This is a genomic window from Proteiniclasticum ruminis DSM 24773 (genome assembly GCF_000701905.1).
Classification (GTDB): Bacteria; Bacillota; Clostridia; order Clostridiales; family Clostridiaceae; genus Proteiniclasticum; species Proteiniclasticum ruminis.
The window spans coordinates 55,015-73,755 of the sequence record NZ_JNKC01000005.1 but is presented as its reverse complement, the minus strand read 5'-3'; the positions used below and the strand labels follow the sequence as shown (position 1 = coordinate 73,755).

Sequence of the window (18,741 nt, the reverse complement as noted above, 5' to 3'; positions counted from 1 at the left end):
AAATGGAGCACTTTCGTGCTCCATCCAAAGTTTATAATTTACTTTTATTCTTCTTCTCTTTCAAGAAGTCCGTAATTGCCATCCTTTCTCTTGTAGACCACACTGGTTTCTCCGTCTTCATCTTCAAATACATAGAAGTTGTGGCCAAGAAGCTCCATCTGAAGCACTGCTTCTTCTTTGGACATAGGCTTCATGGAGATTTTTTTGGTCCTTACAATCCTAGGTGCATCTTCCTCATCTTTTTCATCTGCTCTGGTAAAAGCAGTTTCATTGAATCTGACGGAAGTGTCTCCAGCTTTTCTTTCTATTTTTGTTTTATATTTTCTGATCTGTCTTTCCAGTTTATCCTGAACAAGATCGATGGATTTGTACATGTCATCACTTGATTCTTCAGCTCTCAGCAGTACATTTCCGAAGGGGATGGTGACTTCGAAGGTTTGATCCATCTTAGTGACACTAAGAGTTGCTCTAGCCTCCACAGGCTGGTTGAAGTATTTGTCTAGCCTGTTCAGTTTGTTTTCTACGGCCTCCTTTAATCCATCTGTTAACGTGATGTTTCTTGCATAAATGTAAGTCTTCATACATTTGGCCCCCTTGTTGATTACTGTTTGATGTTACTTCTATTTTAATCGAAAAACGGCATTTTATCAAGCTTTTTACGCTCTTTGACGAAATTTTCAATCAATTGCAATTGTGAATAATCCCACAAAATTACAAGATATTCACAGATTCCAGATTAGGGATGAATTTACGTGCATCTTCAATGGTTTCCAGAATTCGGAAAATGTATCCGCTTTCCTGAGCAGTCAGATGCTTTTTTCGGGTCAGAATATCAATGGATTCTGGTGCGGAAATTGTTTTTTCAAACCACATAACGAGAATCCCTTCTGCATTATACAGCACTTTGGAAGTGTTTCTGAACAGTCTGTTCATCCCTACTCCACGCCAATGGAAAGTACCGGTCTTTTCGTCAGGAATCTCAAAGCCTTTTTTCACTTTCATTTTACTGTTTTTTCGATATTCTACCTGTTCCTTCAAGACCAGATCCTCTCCTTTGTGCATCAGTTCAAAGTCAAAGGATATGGTATCAATGCTTCCCTTCTTCCATAAAGGACACCCGGAATACTGAAGGAACCAGCGTCCTTCCATTTTCTGCATTTCGCGGTCAATCATCAGCAAAAACTCCTTCCATCCTTTTTCTTATTGTAGCGTAGAAAGACAACGAGGATTTAGACAATATCTGAATAATGTATTAATAGTTTACCATTATTTTGCTTATCAAACTACATTTTGTTATAATTAGAATCATTCAAATCAACAATGAAAGGAGCTTTTCATATGGATACAGGAACCCTAAGACTCATATTTTTACTTGTTCTCCTGTTTCTTGCCGGAGGGATTTACAGTTTTATCAGCTCTCTTTTCACAAAAAACAAATGGGTTCGTTTTCTTCCAACGCTCCTCAGCCTTCTCCTGATTCCCTATCTTTTATATCAAACATATTTTGGGAACTTGGAAGGCTTTATGCCTCTGGCCTATCTGCTGTTTGTCTTTATGCTGGCTTCAGTAGTTTTTGGCAATCTTGTGGGAAATCTCATTTTCAGAAAAATTCCCAATAAACGAACCTGATCATAAGATGAAAAAAACCAGAGTTCAGGCTGATAAAAGCCGTAACTCTGGTTTTATTATGTGTTCTTCCAGCGGAGGGTCAGGATAACTGTGCCTCGGGCGCCTTCTTTGATGTCTGCATTGTACCCAAGCTCTTTCAGTTTTGATGTTAGAGGTTTGCGCAGGTCGTCTGGAACTTCCTCTGCTTCAAAAAAGAAAACTTCTTTTTCTTTTCCTAAAAACGCAGAGCGGTTCACTTGTTTTTTGATCTTTCTAAGAACCTCTTCCAGCTTCTTGCTGTCATCAGAATAAGGTCTTATAAAAATTTCCAATTCTCCATTTGATAAGTCCTCTGGAAGGTCTGGCAGAAGTTTTTTTAATTTGTCTCCATCTATTATGTCACGATACATTTGTTTTCTCCTTCTCCAAGACTTCAGAAGTGGCGGGGAATGCTTATAGAGAGTTTACAATAGAAACACTTGCAGAAAGGCCCAATCTGGAAGCGCCATTCTCAATCATAGCCAGAGCATCTTCCAGTGTACGGATACCTCCTGATGCTTTGATACCCATTTCTGGGCCTACGGTTTTTCTCATCAGGGCGATGTCTTCCTTCGTAGCACCTGATTTGGAGAATCCTGTGGAAGTCTTCACGTAATCTGCACCAGCTGCCTTGGCTAGCTCGCATGCTTTTACTTTTTCTTCATCGGTAAGTAGGCAGCTTTCGATGATCACTTTGGTCAGTACTCCGCCTGCAGCAAGGACCACTGCGCGGATATCTTCCAGAACATAGTCATAATCCCCATCTTTCAGCTTGCCGATATTGATGACCATATCCACTTCTTCCGCACCTAAAAACACCGCTTCTTTTGTTTCAAAGCTCTTGGCTTCTGTGGTCATCTGTCCCAGGGGGAATCCCACAACAGTACAGATCTTTGTATCAGAGTCTTTCAGCAGTTCCTTCGCTTTTTCAATGTTGCAAGGGTTGACGCACACACTGAAAAACTTATATTCTTTCGCCTCCTCACAAAGCTTGATAAGCTCTGCTTCAGTGCCATCCGGTTTTAATAATGTATGGTCAATATGCTTTGCCAATGTCAGTTTATCCATTTTTCATTACCTCCTAGTTCTAATCAAACTCATTTTATCACAGAATCCCTTCTCTCTCCTAGTATCCTTCGTAAAATAAACAGGAAGGCGGATGAAAGGTGGACATCAAATCAGATGCATAAAGCCTTTAAACACAGATAACTCCAGAAGAACAGGAACATTCGGATAATCCCTTGAAAACACAAGGAATTTGCCGTATACTTTTTTAGGGTTTATGTTATAATATAGTGTAGCAATCATAGGATAAAGGAGTTTAACAATGGGGTTTAGAGATAAATTACAAAAGTACTATGCGGACAATTATATGAAGAAATATGGTGACAGAATTACACAGGCCTATGGAAGTGTTCTGTCCATTAAAGTGGAAGAGAAAAAATACCTTTGGCTGTTTAATGTCCTGACTGCAACCATCATCATCAAGCCAGACGGTTCTAAGAATGTTGTGAGAAGTGTTTACAAAGCGAAAAGATGGTTCAAGAAGCCGGACTTTATCAACGTAGCTCAAGGTCATGTAATCTTGATCCAAGCCCTGAAGGGTAAAAAAGGGTCTGAGAACAGTGAGGTTCTGGAAATCAAAAACATCCGAAACGTGACAACCAGAAAGGATCTTTTCAAGATTGATGCGCCAATGCCTAAGAAACAGGTACAGTATAAAAGAAAATAAAGTTTTAAAGTCTGCTACAATTGCTGTCGCAGACTTCTTTTCTACTCTGTGCTGTATTGCATCTTTATACTTCAAATACAACCCATCAGGAGGTTACTATGAAAGATATCGTTTATATCACAGGTCACAGAAATCCGGATTCTGATTCCATCTGTGCGGCACTCGCTTATGCTGAGTTTAAAAATAAAACCGGCAGTTTTCAGTATATTCCTGTACGACTTGGAGAGATCAACAGGGAGACTTATTTTATTCTAGCCTATTTTGGTGTAGAACCACCTCAATATATTGAAAATGTAAGGCTGCAGGTCAGTGACCTGAACATCGATAAAATTGCGCCCATCTCATCGGACATCACATTGAAGATGGCATGGAATATTATGCGGATGAACAATATTAAAAGTCTTCCAGTGGTAGACGAGAATGAGACGCTTAATGGCGTGGTTTCGGTATCCAATGTCACGGAAAGCTACATGGATGTTTGGGATAACATGATTCTTGGGAAGTCCAAAGTCACTGTGAACAATCTGTTGGATACGCTGACAGGACAAATCGTTCATCTGGATAAAGACAGAAAGCATTATTATGGCAAGATATTTGCATTGTCTGCGTCCCCTGAGGATGTGCAGAGGACTCTGGAGGAAGGCGACATCGTCATTACCGGAAACCGAAGAGAATCTTTGGAAGTGGCCATTTCGAAGAAAGTGTCACTGATCATTGTCACGGGATCTGGTGAAGTGGAAGAATCGCTTATTGAAAAAGCCAATGAGAATAGAGTGACCATTTTATCCACACCTTATGACACGTACACCACTTCCAGACTCATCACCCAAGCGGTTCCTGTAAGCTATGTGATGAGCCGGGAGGATATCATTTATTTCTCTTCTGATGATTATATCGGAGACATCAGAAACACTATGGCAGAGACCAGATTCAGAAGTTATCCTGTGGTGAATGAAGAAAGCAAGGTCATTGGAACCATCAGCCGATATCATCTCATTTCTGGCAAGAAGAAGAAAGTGATTTTAGTAGACCACAATGAAAAAGGTCAATCCGTTGAAGGTCTCAATGAAGCAGAAATACTTGAAATCATTGATCATCACCGCGTTGCGGATGTTGCGACCTCCTCTCCTATTTTCTTCAGGAATGAGCCTGTGGGAAGTACCTCAACCATCGTAGCCAATATTTTCTTTGAAAATGGCATCAGACCTTCTAAGAAGACCGCAGGTCTTCTAGCTGGAGCGATCATTTCTGACACGCTGCTTTTCAAGTCCCCCACTTCCACCAATGTAGATAGGCTGACCTTGGAAAGATTGGCTCAGATTGCAGACATTGATGTAGAGGAATTTGCATTGGAGATGTTTAAGTATGGAACGTCCCTGGCTGGAAAGACTCCGGAAGAAATTCTGAAGCAGGACTTTAAAATATTCACCTACGACAGCAGCCGGATTGGTGTATCTCAGGTCTATACTATGGATGCGGAGTCACTGAATGATCTTAAAGGTGACATCATAGAAGCCATGGAAGAAATGACCAGTGATTTTGGGTTCACCCTTCAAGTGCTGATCGTCACAGATATTTACAAAGAAGGTTCTGAACTGATTGTTGTTGGAAAACAGAAGGATATCATAAACAAAGCATTTGGGGTTACCATGAAAGAAAACTCTGTATATATCCCAGGTATTCTTTCCAGGAAGAAGCAGGTTATTCCCCCTATTTCTTCTGTCATCAACCGGTAGTTCCCTATAGGTATTTTTGAGTTTTTATGATAGAATAAGCTGATTATTAATTTTTTGGAGGAAATCTATGACACATATACACGATGAAAACGGAAGCTGCTGCGGCGGACATGACCAGGAAGACAAGGAGTGCTGTGGAGGCCATGATCACAATCATGACCAGGGATCTTGCTGTGGAGGGCATGACCATGATGACCACGAATCCTGCTGTGGAGGTCATGACCATGACCACGAACACCATCACACTCCAGTAGTTACATTTGAAAATGAAGACGGCACCACCGAAGATTTTCCAATTGTGGATGAGTTCGAATTAGAAGGAAATGTCTATGTGCTTGTCATGAATCAGGATGAAACTGTAACCCCTCTTCGCGTTGAAGGTGAAGACGGCGAACTGATATTCCTAGACGAAGAAGAGTTCAACAAGGTATCAGAAGCTTACGCAGAAATGGTGGAAGCTGAAGAGGATGAAGAGCCGCTTCAGTAAGATAACTGAACAAACTGAAGAAAACCTTGGGAAGAAATTCTCAAGGTTTTACTGTTAGGAGGAATTCTATGAAACTGGCACTCTTTGATGTGGATTTTACACTGACGGGAAAAGAGACACTCATTGCTTTTTATGCCTATCTGACGAAGAAAAACCCTGCTCTTCTTCTGCACCTTCCAAAGGCTCTTCTCAGCGGTGCACTGTTCAAGCTGGGAGTTCAAAAAGAAAAAGCAACGAAAGAAATGTTTTTGACTTTCTTGGAGAATACCCCAAAAGAAGAACTGGAAACGCATGTGGAGGGTTTTCTTCAGGATTCACTAAGAAACTTCCTCTATAAGGATGGACTGCGTAAAGTCCAGGAACTGAAAGAAAAAGGCTATACCATCGTATTGACCTCCGCATCACCTGAGTTCTACATTCTGAAGCTGAAGGATATATTTGATGCGGACTATGTGATGGGCACAAGATTTGAAGTGAAAAATGGGTATTTTACCGGGAAAATGGTAGGAGAAAATAATAAAGGGAATGAAAAAGTGAGAAGACTGTATGAAATGATTCCTGAGCATCAGATTGAATGGGAAGAATCCTACATGTTCTCTGATTCCATGAGTGATGATCCCCTTCTGAAACTGGTGGGAAAACCCTATCTCATCAACTATAAAAAGAAAAATCCCAAGTATCCTGTGTTGTATTGGAGGTAAGAGATGGAGAAAATACGTGGCGCTTTTGCATTAAGAAATCAGGAATTTATACAAGCAGATGAATTTCACTATGTGCTCGAAAAAGACAATGTCTATGAGGTGATCCGGATCATTCAGGGAGTTCCTTTGTTTCTGGAAGAGCATATGGAAAGAATGGCAGCATCGATAGAACTTTTAAATATGCCTTTTACATTCAGCCTGGAAGAAATAAAGGGACTGATGAAAAATCTTTGTCATAAGAATGGGTTCACAAAAGGCAACATCAAGCTGGTGGTGAATGGTGAGAAGGTACCTGCCCTTTATCTGTACTTCATTCCCCACAGTTATCCGGATGCATTCCTTTATGCGGAAGGCATCAAGACAAAGACGATTTTCCTTGAGAGAAGTAATCCCAATGCCAAGGTTGTGAGACTGTCCTATAAAGAAAAAGTGACTTCATTCATTGAGGAACATCATATTTATGAAGCCCTTCTTGTGAACAGAGAAGATGAGATCACAGAAGGATCGAAATCCAATGTGTTCTTTGTTCTGGATGAGACTCTTTATACACCGCCTCTCAAGGATGTTTTAGGTGGAGTCACCAGAAAAAGAATTCTTCAGATTGCAGAAGAACTCTCTTTTCCAGTAAAAGAAGAACCTGTAAAACTATCAGACCTTTCTCGGATGGAGGCAGCTTTCATCAGTGGCACATCCCCCAAAATCCTGCCTATTTCAAAAATAGATGAAAAAGAACTCTCCTCAACCACTCACCCCATGGTCCGAAAGCTTCTGAATGCTTATAATGATAGAATACAGGATTATATTACCAGTCAGTTGTAGTCTACTTCTAGTATATTCTGAATTAAGTTTAATATATTTAATATTTCTATAGAATTATTTAGAAAATCAAAATAAAAAACGACGGATTCAAAATCCGTCGTTTTACATTTTTATTCTTCTACCAGCAGTTCAGGTTCCAACAAATCGTCTTCAATGAACTCCCCGTACTCATTCACAAATGAGTCAATCTCATTTTTATGGTCTGTTACGGTCTTGTAGATCAATGCTCCTGCTGCCATGGAAAGAACTGAAATCACAAGCGCTTTGCATACTTTCATTGTTGCTCAACCTCCTTCTTGTTGTTTGGATATTTCCTTTATAGTATACCATAATTTGAATATAACATGAAGAAAAGCTTTTGAACGGTCATGATCGGGAGTCTTTAAAAAAATCTTAATTCCTTCTCTTCCTTTAATTTCTTTAAATCTACTTCAAAACTTCATGGTAAGATTCCCTATGAGGTGAAATAGATGCATACTATACTCATTGCAGGAATGGAAGACAGGGCTATATTACTTGAAGTGGCATCCGTGAATCAGCAGCTTCATGTGATTCTTCCAGAGTCGCACGAAGACTTCATAGAAGCATGGAACAAACCAATTGATTTGATGATACTCCCCTCTTCAACATACAAGAGTTATCAGAAGGAAATAGATCTGCTGGTTGAAAAGCAGCGTAACATAAAGTTCTTTTTATTACTAAGCAAATTGACACCTATGGACTTTCATCATAAGGATCTGCTGCTGAAGAAGTACTTTCCGATGAAGGTGAAAACCATAGACAGAGTTCTTCTGGACAAAATACTGAATTTCGTGGAGGAAATGGAAAAGGGCTGTACCTGTGGGGACTTGGTCTTGAATTATGGTGAACGGACCATCATTGTTCAAAATGAGGTTCTTCCACTGACGCCATTAGAATTTGATTTATTTCTATTTCTAAGGCTACATGAGAAATCTACTCTGACTAGGGATGAGCTGATTAAAGCCGTATGGGGATATAATTTTCTGGGGGATTCCAGAACCATTGATACCCATATCAAATCCCTCCGAAGAAAGCTTGGCAAATACAGATGTCTTATCAAAACCATCTGGGGGAAAGGGTACCAGATGGACCTGAACGGAATCTCTTCTTTCTTATCCTTTTAGAAGGAGTGTGCAGTTTTGCTGTGCACTCCTTCTTATTTCTTATAAATTGTATAGTGTTTGTAGAAAACAACCTTCAGATCAGTGTATTCTACCTGAATGCCTTTTTTCAGCAGAGCATCTCTGATGGGCCTCAGTTTATCGGTCTTCAAGTCTTTTATTGTGGACAGGATCTCATCCTCCAGCTCCTTTTTAAAGAGATCATCCAGTCTTACTTCCTTCCCTGCCTTATGTTCTTTAAGAAGCCTGTCCACCACGGTTCCGGGTACGATGGATAATAGTTTTGCAATCTCCTCAATAGAAGCGCCTTTCTGATAGAGGTAGAACGTATCATACTCTTTGAAAAGCTGTTCTCCTTCAGATTCCTCGGGAGATTTCAAATGCTCTGTGGTCAGCTCATATTCTTTGACGAACTTATGGATTTCTTCCAAAAAGAAGTGTCCATATTTCACTGTTTTTACTCTTCCTACGCCTCGAACTTCAGAAAACTCCTCAAGATTCAGCGGCATTTTCCGTACGATATCTTTCAGATTTTCATCATGGAAAATAATATAAGGTGCGATCCCGATGTTTCGGGACAGTTCTTTTCTCAAATCCTTCAGCCTTTTAAACAGTTCTTCCTGGTAGCCGATGCGATCCTGTCTGGAGGTGCTTTGAGGGGAAAGTTCCATCTCTTTCATGAACGCCTGCCCTTTTTCTGTCAGTGCACCCTTGGAGAAATAGCCTTCTTTTTGGAACAGATTCCAGTATGCTGAAAAATCATCAGAATTGAAGTGTCTCAACAAACCGAAATGAGGCAGCTGTGAGATATCGTCTTTAATCTCTATATCAGTCTCCCCAAGTAGAAATTTCCGGATGGAATCAGGATTCATTTCATAGTCCATACTGTGGATGGCCAGCATGATTTTTCTGTTGAAATCTGCAAGATCTATCTTACCCATCTTTACACAGGTGGAGCAGTTGCCACAATGATTTGCGGTCGAAGTCTTCTCTACTCCTTTAAAATAATTCAGAATATAACTGCGAAGACATTGGGTGGTTTTTCCGTACTCATTCATCCACTTGAGTTTTTCAAGTTCAATGGCCTTCCGCTCTTCTGATCTTGCGGAAGCAGCGATAAGATGTGACTGACGGTAATAATCCTTCGGTCGGTACAGGAGAATACACTCGCTGAACCCCTGGTCTCTTCCCGCACGTCCGGCTTCCTGATAATAGGATTCAATATTCTTAGGAATACCAAGATGAATGACATAACGGACGTTCGATTTATCAATGCCCATACCAAAGGCATTGGTCGCTACAACAATCTGAATTCGGTCATAGGAGAAAGCCTCCTGCACAGATTTGCGGTCTTCATCATCCATGCCTCCATGATAAAGACCTGTTTTGTATCCCAGATGACGAAGATACGATTCCACGGCTTCTGTCTCTTTTCTTCTCTGACAGTAAATGATTCCCTGCTCTAGCGGTCTTTTTTCAATCTCCCGAAGAAGATCCTGCTGTTCATGCTCTGTAGTGATGACTTCAAAGTAGAGGTTTTCCCGATTGAGATCCCCCATCACTGTGACAGGATTTTTTAACTTCAAAAGGCTCAGAATATCATTTTGAACCATGGCTGTGGCTGTGGCGGTGAAAGCAGTCAGCACAGGCCGAGGGTGCAATGTGTCAATAAACTCATGGATGTCCAGATACGAAGGTCTGAAATCATGTCCCCAGACACTGATGCAGTGAGCTTCATCTACTGCCACCTGAGCTGGCTGGATATCCCGCAAGAGATCGGTAAATCTTTTCAGCTTCAATGACTCTGGAGAGACATAAATCAGTTTGTATTTACCTTTTCGGATGTTCCGTTTTCTTTCATTGGATTCTTCCAAGGATAAGGAGGAATTGATGTAGGTTGCAGCAATACCCCGATCTGTTAGAGCATCCACCTGATCCTTCATAAGAGAGATTAGAGGAGAAACCACTACAGTGGGCCGCTTGAACAGGAGAGCCGGAATCTGGTAGCACAGTGACTTTCCGTATCCCGTGGGAAGCACTCCCAGCACATCTTTGCCGGACAGAATCTCTTTTATCAGAATCAGCTGTTCTTTTTTATAAGAGGGCAATGCAAAATATTTATTCAGTGCTTCTTGTGGTGTAATAGTAACCGCACCTCCTTCCAACGTCATTCAAGCTCCATTATAGCAAAAGCTGTGTGGATCCACACAGCTTTTCAGACTATTTCAGGAGCATTCTGATGATTTTTTCTTTGTAGGCGGTCATGGGAGGCTCATTGATACTCATACTCAGACGGCTGTTGGATTTCAGCACAGCCTTTTTATGTGTGAACGTGTAGAAAGAGTATTTTCCATGATAGTTTCCCATACCTGATGGACCAACACCACCAAAAGGAAGATGGGGAGTTGCGATGTGGAACAAAACGTCATTGATGCATCCTCCACCAAAGGACATACGTTCCAGGATTTTTTCAGCCAGTGGCTTATCCTCTGTGAAAATATAGAAGGCTAATGGTTTGCCCAAGGGTTTTATGTTCTCCAGAGCTTCATTGATATCCTCATAGACGATAATTGGCAGAATGGGACCAAAGATTTCCGCTTTCATCGCCTCCATGGACATGCTGTCATGAAGAAGAAGTGTCGGTTCCATATAATTTTCCAGTGTGTCGGTTCTTCCACCCAGAATGATGAAGTCCTGATCTTTTGCCAGAATCTCCTGGAGTCGTTTTAAAGCATGTTTGTTGACAATACGGGAATAGTCCTTTGATTTTTGAGGATCCTCTCCATAAAACTTCAAAAGACTCTTTCTGACTTCCAAGAGAAAAGGCTTCAGAACCTCTTTGTGTACCAGTACATAGTCTGGTGCGATACAGGTCTGCCCTGCATTGATAAATTTTCCGAAGACAATTTTTTTGGCTGCGTTTTTTACGTCAGCACGTTTCATCACAAGAGCAGGACTTTTACCGCCCAGCTCCAACGTGACCGGAGTCAGATTCTTGGCTGCATTTTCCATAACAGCTTTTCCAGTAGAGGTGCTTCCTGTGAAGAAAATATAGTCAAAATCCGATGTGGTGAGGTTCGTTACCGTTTCTTTGGAACCTTTGACCACACGGACAATTCCACTGGGAAATGCTTCACAGATGATTTTTTCCAGCAGTTCTTCTGTGTATACAGCCTGTTCAGAGGGTTTGACCACAGCGACATTTCCAGCTGCAATGGCTCCAATCAGAGGCTCCATCAGGAGCTGAAATGGATAATTAAAGGCAGAGATGATCAGTACAACCCCATAGGGTTCCCGATAGACATACCCATCTGAAAAAATGGTAGCTGTATGTTTCTTTACTCTTCTTGGTTTTGCATAAGACTCCAGATTTTTAAGGATATGGTCAATACTGGAATATAGTATTCCAATCTCGGTGATAAAGGCTTCTGTGGAGGATTTCCCCAAGTCGTTATAAAGAGCCGTCTCAATCTCTTTTTCATATTTTTTGATGACATGCTTCAGTCTTTGCAGGAGTCTTTTCCGATAGGTCAGATTTTTCAAAACACCTTGATTATAAATATGGTTCATTTCCTCCAGAAGTGTCTCCACTTCTGGTTTGGTCCATTCCTTGAATCCTTCTGATTTCATTTAGCTTGTTGCTCCTCTTCTTCTGATTTCTAACTTCTCCGCAGCTTTTCTGCCTGCAATATTCAGCGAATCCCAAACACTGTTCAGCGGTGGGATGTATCCAAAGTCCATATATTCCAGATCCCCTACGGTGAGGCCTGCATGTACAGAGGCTACAAGAGCTTGGATTCTCATTGCACTGCCCTCTCTGCCAAAGACCTGCCCGCCAAGTATTTTGCCTGTGTTACGGTCAAACGTGACCTTTACGAAAAATTCCGTGCCTCCAGGGTAGTATCCGGATTTATTTCTTGTTCTGACCATCACACTGTCAAAGGGAAGCCCAAGTTCTGCAGCTCTCTGATCGGTGAGCCCGGTCATGGCCATTTCAAATTCAAAAACCTTCAGCATCGCACTCCCTTGGACGCCTTTAAATGCCGGTTCTTTTCCAGCGATGGAAAGACCAATAAGGCGGCCCATTTTATTTGCGTTGGTTCCTAATGGAAGATACGTGTTCTGGCCACTCATGTGATCAAATATCAGCGCACAGTCGCCTCCAGCATAGACATCTTCAATGGAGGTTCTGCCGTAGCGGTCTGTCACAATGGCGCCTTTCTCCATACGGAGCCCTTTTCCCTGAAGAAAATCGGTATTAGGAATTAGACCGATGCTTTCAATGACTAGTTCTGCCTCATAAGTTCTCTGATCCGTGACGACGTTTTTCACAAATCCTTTCTCACTTGCCTCTGCTCCTGTCACCTGCTCGCTTGTATGAATCTTATGTCCCTCCCCTTTCAGCTCTTTCAGAAGAAGTTCTGAGAACTCCTCATCATACCTGCCTAGAATTCTTGGGAGAAACTCCACTACCTGGGTATCTACAGCCAGCAAGGTCAGCGTCTCTAAAAGTTCAATGCCTTTATTCCCCCCGCCGATGATGACTGCTTTTCCTGGTTTTGCTTCTTCTATGTACTTTTTGATATGGTTGGCATCTTCTAAGGTATTTAGTGGAAATACCCCTTTCATTCCTTGGAAAAATGGCAGCCGTTTCGCATTGGCGCCTGTTGCGATCACCAGCTTGTCATAGGAAAGCTTGAGGTTCTCCTCTAGAGAAAGATTCCGGACCGTGATCTCTTTGCGGTCAAAATCCACATCGATGACTTCATGGCGGAGTTTCAAATCGAATCCGTCATGAAGCACTTCGGCTGCATCTTTAGCAATGAGTTTTTCTTCTTTTTCAATCAGTCCTTCAATGTAATATGGAAATCCACAAGCACCGTAGGAAATATCTTCGCCCCTCTCCAGGATCGTGATCTTTGAGGAAGGCAGATTTTTTCGGATGCTGTAAGCTGCGGTAAGCCCTGTGGCCACCCCGCCAATAATTACAATGTTCATAGAATAGAGAGACATCTTCCTCCCATATAGGAAAGAAGAATACTCTTTGCACCACCTTTCATTCAGTCATTGTGTCTGGGTCTCATATTGCAGAGGGTTTTACCCATCCATGTTTTATGGAACTCTTTTTGATACCCTTTCTTCTATATTAGTACATTCTCACTCAATTTGGTTGAACATTATTTTAACAATTATTGCCCTAGGAGATTCATCTGCAGTTCTCTGTTTACTTTTAGGGAGAACATGTTAAAATACTCTTAGTCAGTATTTCATTTAGAGAACTGAACTTAATTCAAAAACCACAACGGTTCCGAATTATATCCCATCATAGGAATAAGAACGGAGGAAAAAACATGCAAAAACAAAAATCAACCACACGGTTTCAGGCGAGGCAGCTTGCCATCATTGGTCTGCTTTCTGGAATATCGATTTTCCTGTCAGTAACCCCTTTGGGATTTATCCCAATCCCCCCCATCAATCCAACGATCATGCACATCCCGGTCATCATAGGTGCCATCATTGAAGGGCCTCTGGTCGGTGCATTTGTTGGAGGTATCTTCGGTGTATCCAGTATGATTCGTGCATTCATGACCCCAACCCCTACGAATTTCATTTTTTGGAACCCTATTATTTCAGTGGGTGTCAGAATTTTGATAGGTGTTGTATCCGGTTATGTGTACAGAATGCTGAAGAATAGAAAAAGCGGTGTTGCCGTATCAGCTTTGCTGGGAACTTTGACCAATACGGTTGGGGTTTTAGGTCTGGCGTATTTGTTCTATCTGTCACGGTATGCTTCAGCCCTTGGTATTTCTGAATCTGCTGCAACAGCAGCCCTCTTAGGCATTGCAGGAACCAATGGAATTCCCGAGGCGATTGTATCTGCTATGATCGTAGTCCCAGTAGTGGCGGCCTATCATAAAATTAAAAAATAAATGGTACATTTAAAAGGAGATGGGATTCACCCCATCTCCTTTCCTTTTCAGTACAGTTTGAATTGGAAGACTAGAGCCTCTTGTACTCCACATGCTCTTCCAGCACTTCTTCATCTGCATAGAGATAATCTTCATCTAGAACCAGGTCTGTATCCACTTCCACAGTTTCTTCACCTTCACCAAGGAAGAGTACAGAATGGGAAAGGCTAAGATCTTCGAAGAAGAGAATGCCTTGTTTTTTGCCCAGGTTTTTCTTCACGAAAAGTTTTCCGGTATAGGTTTCTCCTGGTTTCACTACAACTCTTCCGATGGTGGTTCCTTCTGCATGTTTTGGTACAAGATATACAGCTCTCTTCAGCAGATCATAGAGCTGAAGCTGCATAGGATTGAAGGTGTAGTCTTCTTCTCCTTTATTATGGATGGTTACTTTATACTCCACCAGATCTTTCAGATCCACGGGAGGCTTTTCAGCTTTCAGCTTTTCTTTTGCAGCCTCTGCCAGGTGTTTGGCTTTTTCTTTCAAGCCCTCCCCTTCTTCTTTTGGGTCCTCCAATACTTCCTGAACACCGAAAGGAGCGTCTACAAATTCATCTTCTGTAGGAATAAAGTCATCTTCTTCACCTACTGCCAGATCATTTTTCATAAAACCATCGGTCTGATCCAGAGTTTCCTCTGCTTTTTCCTCCAGTTCATCTGCACCTTTGGACATCTGAGTTTTTAGATGTTCAAATTTCTTTTTGGCTTCTTCTTTCTTTTCAGAGAACTCTTCCTTGAGCTCTTCCGCTTTGATTTCCGCCTCTAATTTCAGCTCTTCCGCTTTTTCTTTCACGTTCGGTGTTATGGTGTCATCCACTTTGGACTTCATGGCATCAATTTTATCTTCTGCAAGATCTTTGATTTCCACATATTTATCTTTGGCTTCCATGCTTCCCAGCTTTGTCTGCAGTTTTCCCTCTTCAATCTTTGCTTTAATTTTATCCTTCACTGCAGCAGTCTTATCAAAGAAGGCCTTTTTAATGCTCAGATCAGCCAAGGGTTCTCCTGATTCTTCCGGATTGAAAGGTTCACTGGAAGAAGGTGCAGAGACATTGACAACAAGATTTCCCACTGTGGCATTGGTCCCCATCTTATAGATTTTGTCTGGAAGAAGCTTTACAGGTGTGCTTAGGTCATCTGTTTCTGTATCCAGCTGTGAAAGGTCCAGTTCAGCCCATCTTGTGAGCTTTTCTGAATACTCTTCTTTCAGATTCTCGTTGCGGATCTTGTTTTTCTTGTATAACGCATATACCGCTGCCGCTGCTGCTGCAAGAGCTACGCCAGCCACGACTTTACCTGTATTTTTTTTGTCTGATTTTGAACTGACCAATGAGTTCACCTCTTTTTTCTTGTTGGAAATCAAATCAACAGCTTCAGTTTTGATATCCTCTTTCTTATCGAAAATAGTCTGGGCGCTGTGTACACCTTTATCCATCATGCTGCTGAGAGAGTCTTTCCATTCTGATGTAGTTTCTTTTACTTTAGGAAGTACATCTTTAGCTAAGTCTTCTCCTTTTTTCATCAGTTCCTCACTCTTTTTTACTACTTTATCCATTTCAAATTTCATACCAGTTCCTCCAATCTCTTGATTTTCAAGTCTTGAGATAATTATACCTACAATACTCTAAATATTCAGTAATCCTATTAAATGTTAATACACTTTTTACACCACGGTCACGGATATCACAATATATACGATTTTCCTGTTAAGAAAGACTCTAGTCTCCTGTGTGAGGTTCTGTTTTCGCACTGCTGCTCCACCATTTATCATTATCATTTTCTGTCATTTTGCATTATAATGGTCTTATCAAGATGCATTGGAGGTTTTACCTGTGGATATTGTACTATATATTCTTCTGGGAGCACTTGTTCTGTTCCTTTCTTATCTGCTGTTCCTGGCTATCAGGTATACAAATCAGATTTTATATCCGAAAACAAAATCTTATGACAGCGCATTGGATAAAGTGAAAAAGCAGGGTTACTATCCAGAGGACTATATCAACAGTCTTCCCTATGAGACATTTCAGGTGAAGTCTCCCTATGGCTACATGATTCATGGACGTGTGTATCTCCAGAGTCATGAGGAAGGTGCAGAAACGTCCAAGGAGTTTGCTGTTCTTGTCCATGGGATTACGATGAATCTTTATGGCAGCCTTAAGTATCTGCCTTTTTTCTACAAAAAGGGATTTAATGTGGTCGTCTTTGATCTTAGAAATCACGGAGAAACCGGTGGAGAGAACACCTCTTACGGATATTTCGAAAAATGGGATCTGAGTACGGTCACGGACTATCTTTATAGAAAATTTGGACAGGATATTCTGGTTGGCCTTCATGGCGAATCCATGGGCGGGACCATCGCGATGCTCAATATGGCGATGGATCAGAGGATTTCCTTCGGTATCATCGACTGTGCTTTTTCTGATCTTGCTGAACTTCTTTTTTTGAAACTGCAGCAGGACAGTAAGCTTAAAAGCAAGAAGATGATTGGATTTGTCAATGTGCTTATCAAGATGCGGGCTGGATTCTCCATTGAAGATGTTTCACCGTTGAAAGAGCTACCAACCATAAAGCAGCCTCTGCTGTTTATACATGGATCCGATGACACGTATATTCCCCCGATGATGTCCAAAGCCATGTACGCGTTCAAGATGGACAGAAAGTCCATTTATATTGCAGAAGGTGCAGTTCATGGGACATCCATGGCTTCAGATCCTCAGCGCTATGATGCGGAAATCACCAATTTCTTAAATGACATCAGTACGGAGAAGCAGTACCCTTTGGGACACTGATAGATGATACAGGCAACAAAAAACTCTTCCTTCCCGGGAAGAGTTTTTTTGTTGCGATTTATTTCGGCGCGGATTAGACCAGGGGGGGTATTTATTATGAACTGATGTTCTGATATAATGAATTAAGAACATATGTTTACAATGAAGTGAGTAAGGTGATGAATCATGGAACGTATTATTTTTCATGTGGATGTGAACTCCGCGTATCTTTCCTGGAATGCAGTATGGGATCTGCAGCATGGATCTTCTTTGGATCTTCGAACCATTCCTTCCATTGTTGGAGGGGATCCTGAAAGCCGGCATGGCATTGTCCTTGCAAAATCCTTACCCAGCAAAAAATACGGGATCAAAACCGGAGAGACTTTATTTTCCGCATTGATGAAATGTCCGGATCTTAAGATTGTTCCGCCCAGATACAGTATGTATCTCAAAGCCAGTGATGCCATGGTGGAGATCCTCAGAGAATATTCTCCTGTTATTGAGCGGTATTCCATTGATGAATGCTTTATGGACATGTGCCATATCAGGAAAGAAGATGCCGTTTCTGTAGCCACAGGGCTGAAAGACCGGATTCTGGAAGAACTGGGGTTTAGCGTCAACGTAGGGATTTCCACAGGAAAACTCCTGGCCAAGATGGCATCAGATCTTCAAAAACCCAATAAAGTGCATACTCTTTACAAGGAGGAGATGCCACTGAAGATGTGGCCCCTTCCCATTGAAGACCTTTTTATGGTAGGACCTAGAACCGCAGAAAAACTGAGGAAAATGAACATTCACACCATAGGACAGCTGGCAAATACGGATCCCTCATTTCTCTATGAGCGCTTCAAAAAGTATGGTCATATGATCTCCTGTTACGCCAGGGGGATTGAATCTTCCACTGTCAAGAATGAAGGAACTGTAGAGATGAAAGGTATGGGAAACTCCACTACCCTTCCCTTCGATTTCTCGGACAGAATTTCCTGTCACAATGTTCTGCTTTCCATTGGAGAGACTCTTGTCCCCAGACTGCGAAGCGCTGGGAAAAAAGCCAAAACACTATCTGTCCACATCCGCTACAGTGATTTCACATCCATCAGCATGCAGAGTACACTGCCCTTTTCTTCAGACTCCACGAGTCTTCTCATGGAAGAGGCTTGCGCGCTCTTTGACGAAATATGGAATGGGGAGCCTGTGAGACATCTGGGGATTTCTTTTGCTCAGCTGGAGGACCGGTTTCGGGAACAGCTCTCTCTTTTTCCAGATCATAAGAGTGATAAAATGAAAAAAATGGACCAGGTCATGGATCTGATCCGAAAGAACTTTGGAGAGGAAGCGCTCATCCGTGCCACATTTCTCCATTCTCCTGTCCGTGCTTTTTCGGGAGGTGTCGTAGAAAAGGACTATATTTTCATGAACAGCCATTTATAAAAGAAGAGTATATGACAACAAGGAGTTGATTTTCTTGAAAGTCCTTGCAAAACCCATTGAAATGATCGCTTGGTTTGACTTTAAAGGACGTATCCATCCCATTCGCTTCCGCCTCATTGATGAGGATGGCAAGTACCAGGTAATTTCCATCAAGAGTATTCAGGAAAGGAAGAAAGAGAAGCTGGCGGGAAACCTGATGCAGGTGTTTTTGTGCCGGGGAAATGTTCAGGACAAAGAGGTGCTCTTTGAGCTGAAATATGAGAAAGATACGGATCAATGGACCCTCTTTAAAATGTAGGGTCCATTTTTTAC

General features: G+C 41.7%; 20 protein-coding genes and 1 pseudogene. 12 read left to right on the top strand and 9 right to left on the bottom strand.

The features are described 5' to 3' along the window. Nucleotides 1-44 precede the first annotated feature (44 nt). Together hpf and T487_RS0107025 are read right to left on the bottom strand one after the other, a co-directional pair. The gene (hpf, locus tag T487_RS0107030) at nt 45-581 is read right to left on the bottom strand and encodes a ribosome hibernation-promoting factor, HPF/YfiA family (protein WP_031575780.1); all 537 of its coding nucleotides are present in this window, start codon (nt 579-581) and stop codon (nt 45-47) included. Between the two features lie 130 nt (nt 582-711). Then, nucleotides 712-1,173, bottom strand: coding sequence for a hypothetical protein (locus T487_RS0107025; RefSeq protein ID WP_031575777.1), 462 nt, complete (start codon nt 1,171-1,173; stop codon nt 712-714). A gap of 165 nt (nt 1,174-1,338) precedes the next feature. Between T487_RS0107025 and T487_RS0107020 the strand changes: the two genes are divergently transcribed. Then, complete coding sequence (locus T487_RS0107020; protein ID WP_031575774.1) at nt 1,339-1,629, top strand: hypothetical protein; 291 nt, start codon at nt 1,339-1,341, stop codon at nt 1,627-1,629. A 56-nt stretch (nt 1,630-1,685) separates the two neighbouring features. Here T487_RS0107020 and T487_RS0107015 read toward each other — a convergent pair whose 3' ends face one another. Continuing rightward, entirely contained in the window at nt 1,686-2,018 is a 333-nt protein-coding gene (locus tag T487_RS0107015; RefSeq protein ID WP_031575772.1) for a hypothetical protein, read from the bottom strand. A 43-nt stretch (nt 2,019-2,061) separates the two neighbouring features. Beyond that, nucleotides 2,062-2,715 carry a deoxyribose-phosphate aldolase gene (gene deoC, locus T487_RS0107010; protein WP_031575769.1) on the bottom strand — a complete coding sequence of 218 codons (654 nt, stop codon included), beginning with the start codon at nt 2,713-2,715 and terminating at the stop codon, nt 2,062-2,064. A 259-nt stretch (nt 2,716-2,974) separates the two neighbouring features. Here deoC and T487_RS0107005 point away from each other — a divergent pair, with 259 nt between their 5' ends. The 6 genes and pseudogenes from T487_RS0107005 (at nt 2,975) to T487_RS0106985 (ending at nt 7,122) form a co-directional block, all read left to right on the top strand. Beyond that, entirely contained in the window at nt 2,975-3,379 is a 405-nt protein-coding gene (locus T487_RS0107005; RefSeq protein WP_031575766.1) for a hypothetical protein, read from the top strand. A gap of 98 nt (nt 3,380-3,477) precedes the next feature. After that, the gene (locus tag T487_RS0107000) at nt 3,478-5,115 is read left to right on the top strand and encodes a putative manganese-dependent inorganic diphosphatase (RefSeq protein ID WP_031575761.1); all 1,638 of its coding nucleotides are present in this window, start codon (nt 3,478-3,480) and stop codon (nt 5,113-5,115) included. Nucleotides 5,116-5,198: 83 nt separating this feature from the next. Next, complete coding sequence (locus tag T487_RS16685; protein ID WP_242848030.1) at nt 5,199-5,369, top strand: hypothetical protein; 171 nt, start codon at nt 5,199-5,201, stop codon at nt 5,367-5,369. 26 nt (nt 5,370-5,395) lie between these two features. Further along, nucleotides 5,396-5,602, top strand: a pseudogene (locus T487_RS16680) (DUF1292 domain-containing protein); the annotation flags it as partial. 68 nt (nt 5,603-5,670) lie between these two features. Then, nucleotides 5,671-6,303: an HAD-IB family hydrolase gene (locus tag T487_RS0106990; protein WP_031575755.1), complete on the top strand. Its 633-nt coding sequence runs from the start codon at nt 5,671-5,673 to the stop codon at nt 6,301-6,303. A 3-nt stretch (nt 6,304-6,306) separates the two neighbouring features. Beyond that, nucleotides 6,307-7,122: an aminotransferase class IV gene (locus tag T487_RS0106985; protein WP_031575752.1), complete on the top strand. Its 816-nt coding sequence runs from the start codon at nt 6,307-6,309 to the stop codon at nt 7,120-7,122. A 110-nt stretch (nt 7,123-7,232) separates the two neighbouring features. Here T487_RS0106985 and T487_RS16415 read toward each other — a convergent pair whose 3' ends face one another. Then, entirely contained in the window at nt 7,233-7,400 is a 168-nt protein-coding gene (locus T487_RS16415) for a hypothetical protein (RefSeq protein ID WP_155953252.1), read from the bottom strand. Nucleotides 7,401-7,592: 192 nt separating this feature from the next. On the opposite strand from T487_RS16415, the gene T487_RS15870 reads away from it, so the two are divergent. Next, nucleotides 7,593-8,267, top strand: coding sequence for a winged helix-turn-helix domain-containing protein (locus T487_RS15870; protein ID WP_051651574.1), 675 nt, complete (start codon nt 7,593-7,595; stop codon nt 8,265-8,267). Nucleotides 8,268-8,299: 32 nt separating this feature from the next. Here T487_RS15870 and T487_RS0106970 read toward each other — a convergent pair whose 3' ends face one another. From T487_RS0106970 to T487_RS0106960, 3 genes are read right to left on the bottom strand one after another with little or no spacing between them, the layout of a single operon-like run. Continuing rightward, the gene (locus T487_RS0106970) at nt 8,300-10,435 is read right to left on the bottom strand and encodes a RecQ family ATP-dependent DNA helicase (RefSeq protein ID WP_051651573.1); all 2,136 of its coding nucleotides are present in this window, start codon (nt 10,433-10,435) and stop codon (nt 8,300-8,302) included. Nucleotides 10,436-10,484: 49 nt separating this feature from the next. After that, nucleotides 10,485-11,894, bottom strand: a complete 1,410-nt coding sequence (locus T487_RS0106965; protein WP_031575742.1) for an aldehyde dehydrogenase family protein — start codon at nt 11,892-11,894, stop codon at nt 10,485-10,487. Then, nucleotides 11,895-13,262, bottom strand: coding sequence for an FAD-dependent oxidoreductase (locus tag T487_RS0106960; RefSeq protein WP_162178232.1), 1,368 nt, complete (start codon nt 13,260-13,262; stop codon nt 11,895-11,897). It lies immediately after the preceding gene. A 353-nt stretch (nt 13,263-13,615) separates the two neighbouring features. Here T487_RS0106960 and T487_RS0106955 point away from each other — a divergent pair, with 353 nt between their 5' ends. Then, a complete protein-coding gene (locus T487_RS0106955; protein WP_031575739.1) occupies nt 13,616-14,194 on the top strand; it encodes an ECF transporter S component in 579 nt (192 codons plus the stop codon). Nucleotides 14,195-14,264: 70 nt separating this feature from the next. Here the strand turns inward: T487_RS0106955 and T487_RS15865 are convergent, their stop codons facing one another. Further along, entirely contained in the window at nt 14,265-15,797 is a 1,533-nt protein-coding gene (locus T487_RS15865; protein WP_051651572.1) for a hypothetical protein, read from the bottom strand. Nucleotides 15,798-16,062: 265 nt separating this feature from the next. Between T487_RS15865 and T487_RS0106945 the strand changes: the two genes are divergently transcribed. The 3 genes from T487_RS0106945 to T487_RS0106935 all read left to right on the top strand — a co-directional run bounded on the left by T487_RS0106945 (nt 16,063) and on the right by T487_RS0106935 (nt 18,727). Further along, nucleotides 16,063-17,019 (top strand): alpha/beta hydrolase, encoded by a 957-nt coding sequence (locus T487_RS0106945; RefSeq protein ID WP_051651571.1) that lies wholly within the window; start codon nt 16,063-16,065, stop codon nt 17,017-17,019. A 165-nt stretch (nt 17,020-17,184) separates the two neighbouring features. Continuing rightward, nucleotides 17,185-18,429, top strand: coding sequence for a Y-family DNA polymerase (locus T487_RS0106940; protein WP_341349281.1), 1,245 nt, complete (start codon nt 17,185-17,187; stop codon nt 18,427-18,429). Nucleotides 18,430-18,463: 34 nt separating this feature from the next. Beyond that, nucleotides 18,464-18,727 carry a hypothetical protein gene (locus tag T487_RS0106935; RefSeq protein WP_031575728.1) on the top strand — a complete coding sequence of 88 codons (264 nt, stop codon included), beginning with the start codon at nt 18,464-18,466 and terminating at the stop codon, nt 18,725-18,727. The last annotated feature ends 14 nt before the right edge of the window (nt 18,728-18,741 follow it).

Bases quoted from the DNA above. Each gene is read 5' to 3' on its own strand.
- hpf (WP_031575780.1), bottom strand. From the start codon at position 581: ATGAAGACTTACATTTATGCAAGAAACATCACGTTAACAGATGGATTA.
- T487_RS0107025 (WP_031575777.1), bottom strand. From the start codon at position 1,173: ATGATTGACCGCGAAATGCAGAAAATGGAAGGACGCTGGTTCCTTCAG.
- T487_RS0107020 (WP_031575774.1), top strand. From the start codon at position 1,339: ATGGATACAGGAACCCTAAGACTCATATTTTTACTTGTTCTCCTGTTT.
- T487_RS0107015 (WP_031575772.1), bottom strand. From the start codon at position 2,018: ATGTATCGTGACATAATAGATGGAGACAAATTAAAAAAACTTCTGCCA.
- deoC (WP_031575769.1), bottom strand. From the start codon at position 2,715: ATGGATAAACTGACATTGGCAAAGCATATTGACCATACATTATTAAAA.
- T487_RS0107005 (WP_031575766.1), top strand. From the start codon at position 2,975: ATGGGGTTTAGAGATAAATTACAAAAGTACTATGCGGACAATTATATG.
- T487_RS0107000 (WP_031575761.1), top strand. From the start codon at position 3,478: ATGAAAGATATCGTTTATATCACAGGTCACAGAAATCCGGATTCTGAT.
- T487_RS16685 (WP_242848030.1), top strand. From the start codon at position 5,199: ATGAAAACGGAAGCTGCTGCGGCGGACATGACCAGGAAGACAAGGAGT.
- T487_RS0106990 (WP_031575755.1), top strand. From the start codon at position 5,671: ATGAAACTGGCACTCTTTGATGTGGATTTTACACTGACGGGAAAAGAG.
- T487_RS0106985 (WP_031575752.1), top strand. From the start codon at position 6,307: ATGGAGAAAATACGTGGCGCTTTTGCATTAAGAAATCAGGAATTTATA.
- T487_RS16415 (WP_155953252.1), bottom strand. From the start codon at position 7,400: ATGAAAGTATGCAAAGCGCTTGTGATTTCAGTTCTTTCCATGGCAGCA.
- T487_RS15870 (WP_051651574.1), top strand. From the start codon at position 7,593: ATGCATACTATACTCATTGCAGGAATGGAAGACAGGGCTATATTACTT.
- T487_RS0106970 (WP_051651573.1), bottom strand. From the start codon at position 10,435: ATGACGTTGGAAGGAGGTGCGGTTACTATTACACCACAAGAAGCACTG.
- T487_RS0106965 (WP_031575742.1), bottom strand. From the start codon at position 11,894: ATGAAATCAGAAGGATTCAAGGAATGGACCAAACCAGAAGTGGAGACA.
- T487_RS0106960 (WP_162178232.1), bottom strand. From the start codon at position 13,262: ATGAACATTGTAATTATTGGCGGGGTGGCCACAGGGCTTACCGCAGCT.
- T487_RS0106955 (WP_031575739.1), top strand. From the start codon at position 13,616: ATGCAAAAACAAAAATCAACCACACGGTTTCAGGCGAGGCAGCTTGCC.
- T487_RS15865 (WP_051651572.1), bottom strand. From the start codon at position 15,797: ATGAAATTTGAAATGGATAAAGTAGTAAAAAAGAGTGAGGAACTGATG.
- T487_RS0106940 (WP_341349281.1), top strand. From the start codon at position 17,185: ATGGAACGTATTATTTTTCATGTGGATGTGAACTCCGCGTATCTTTCC.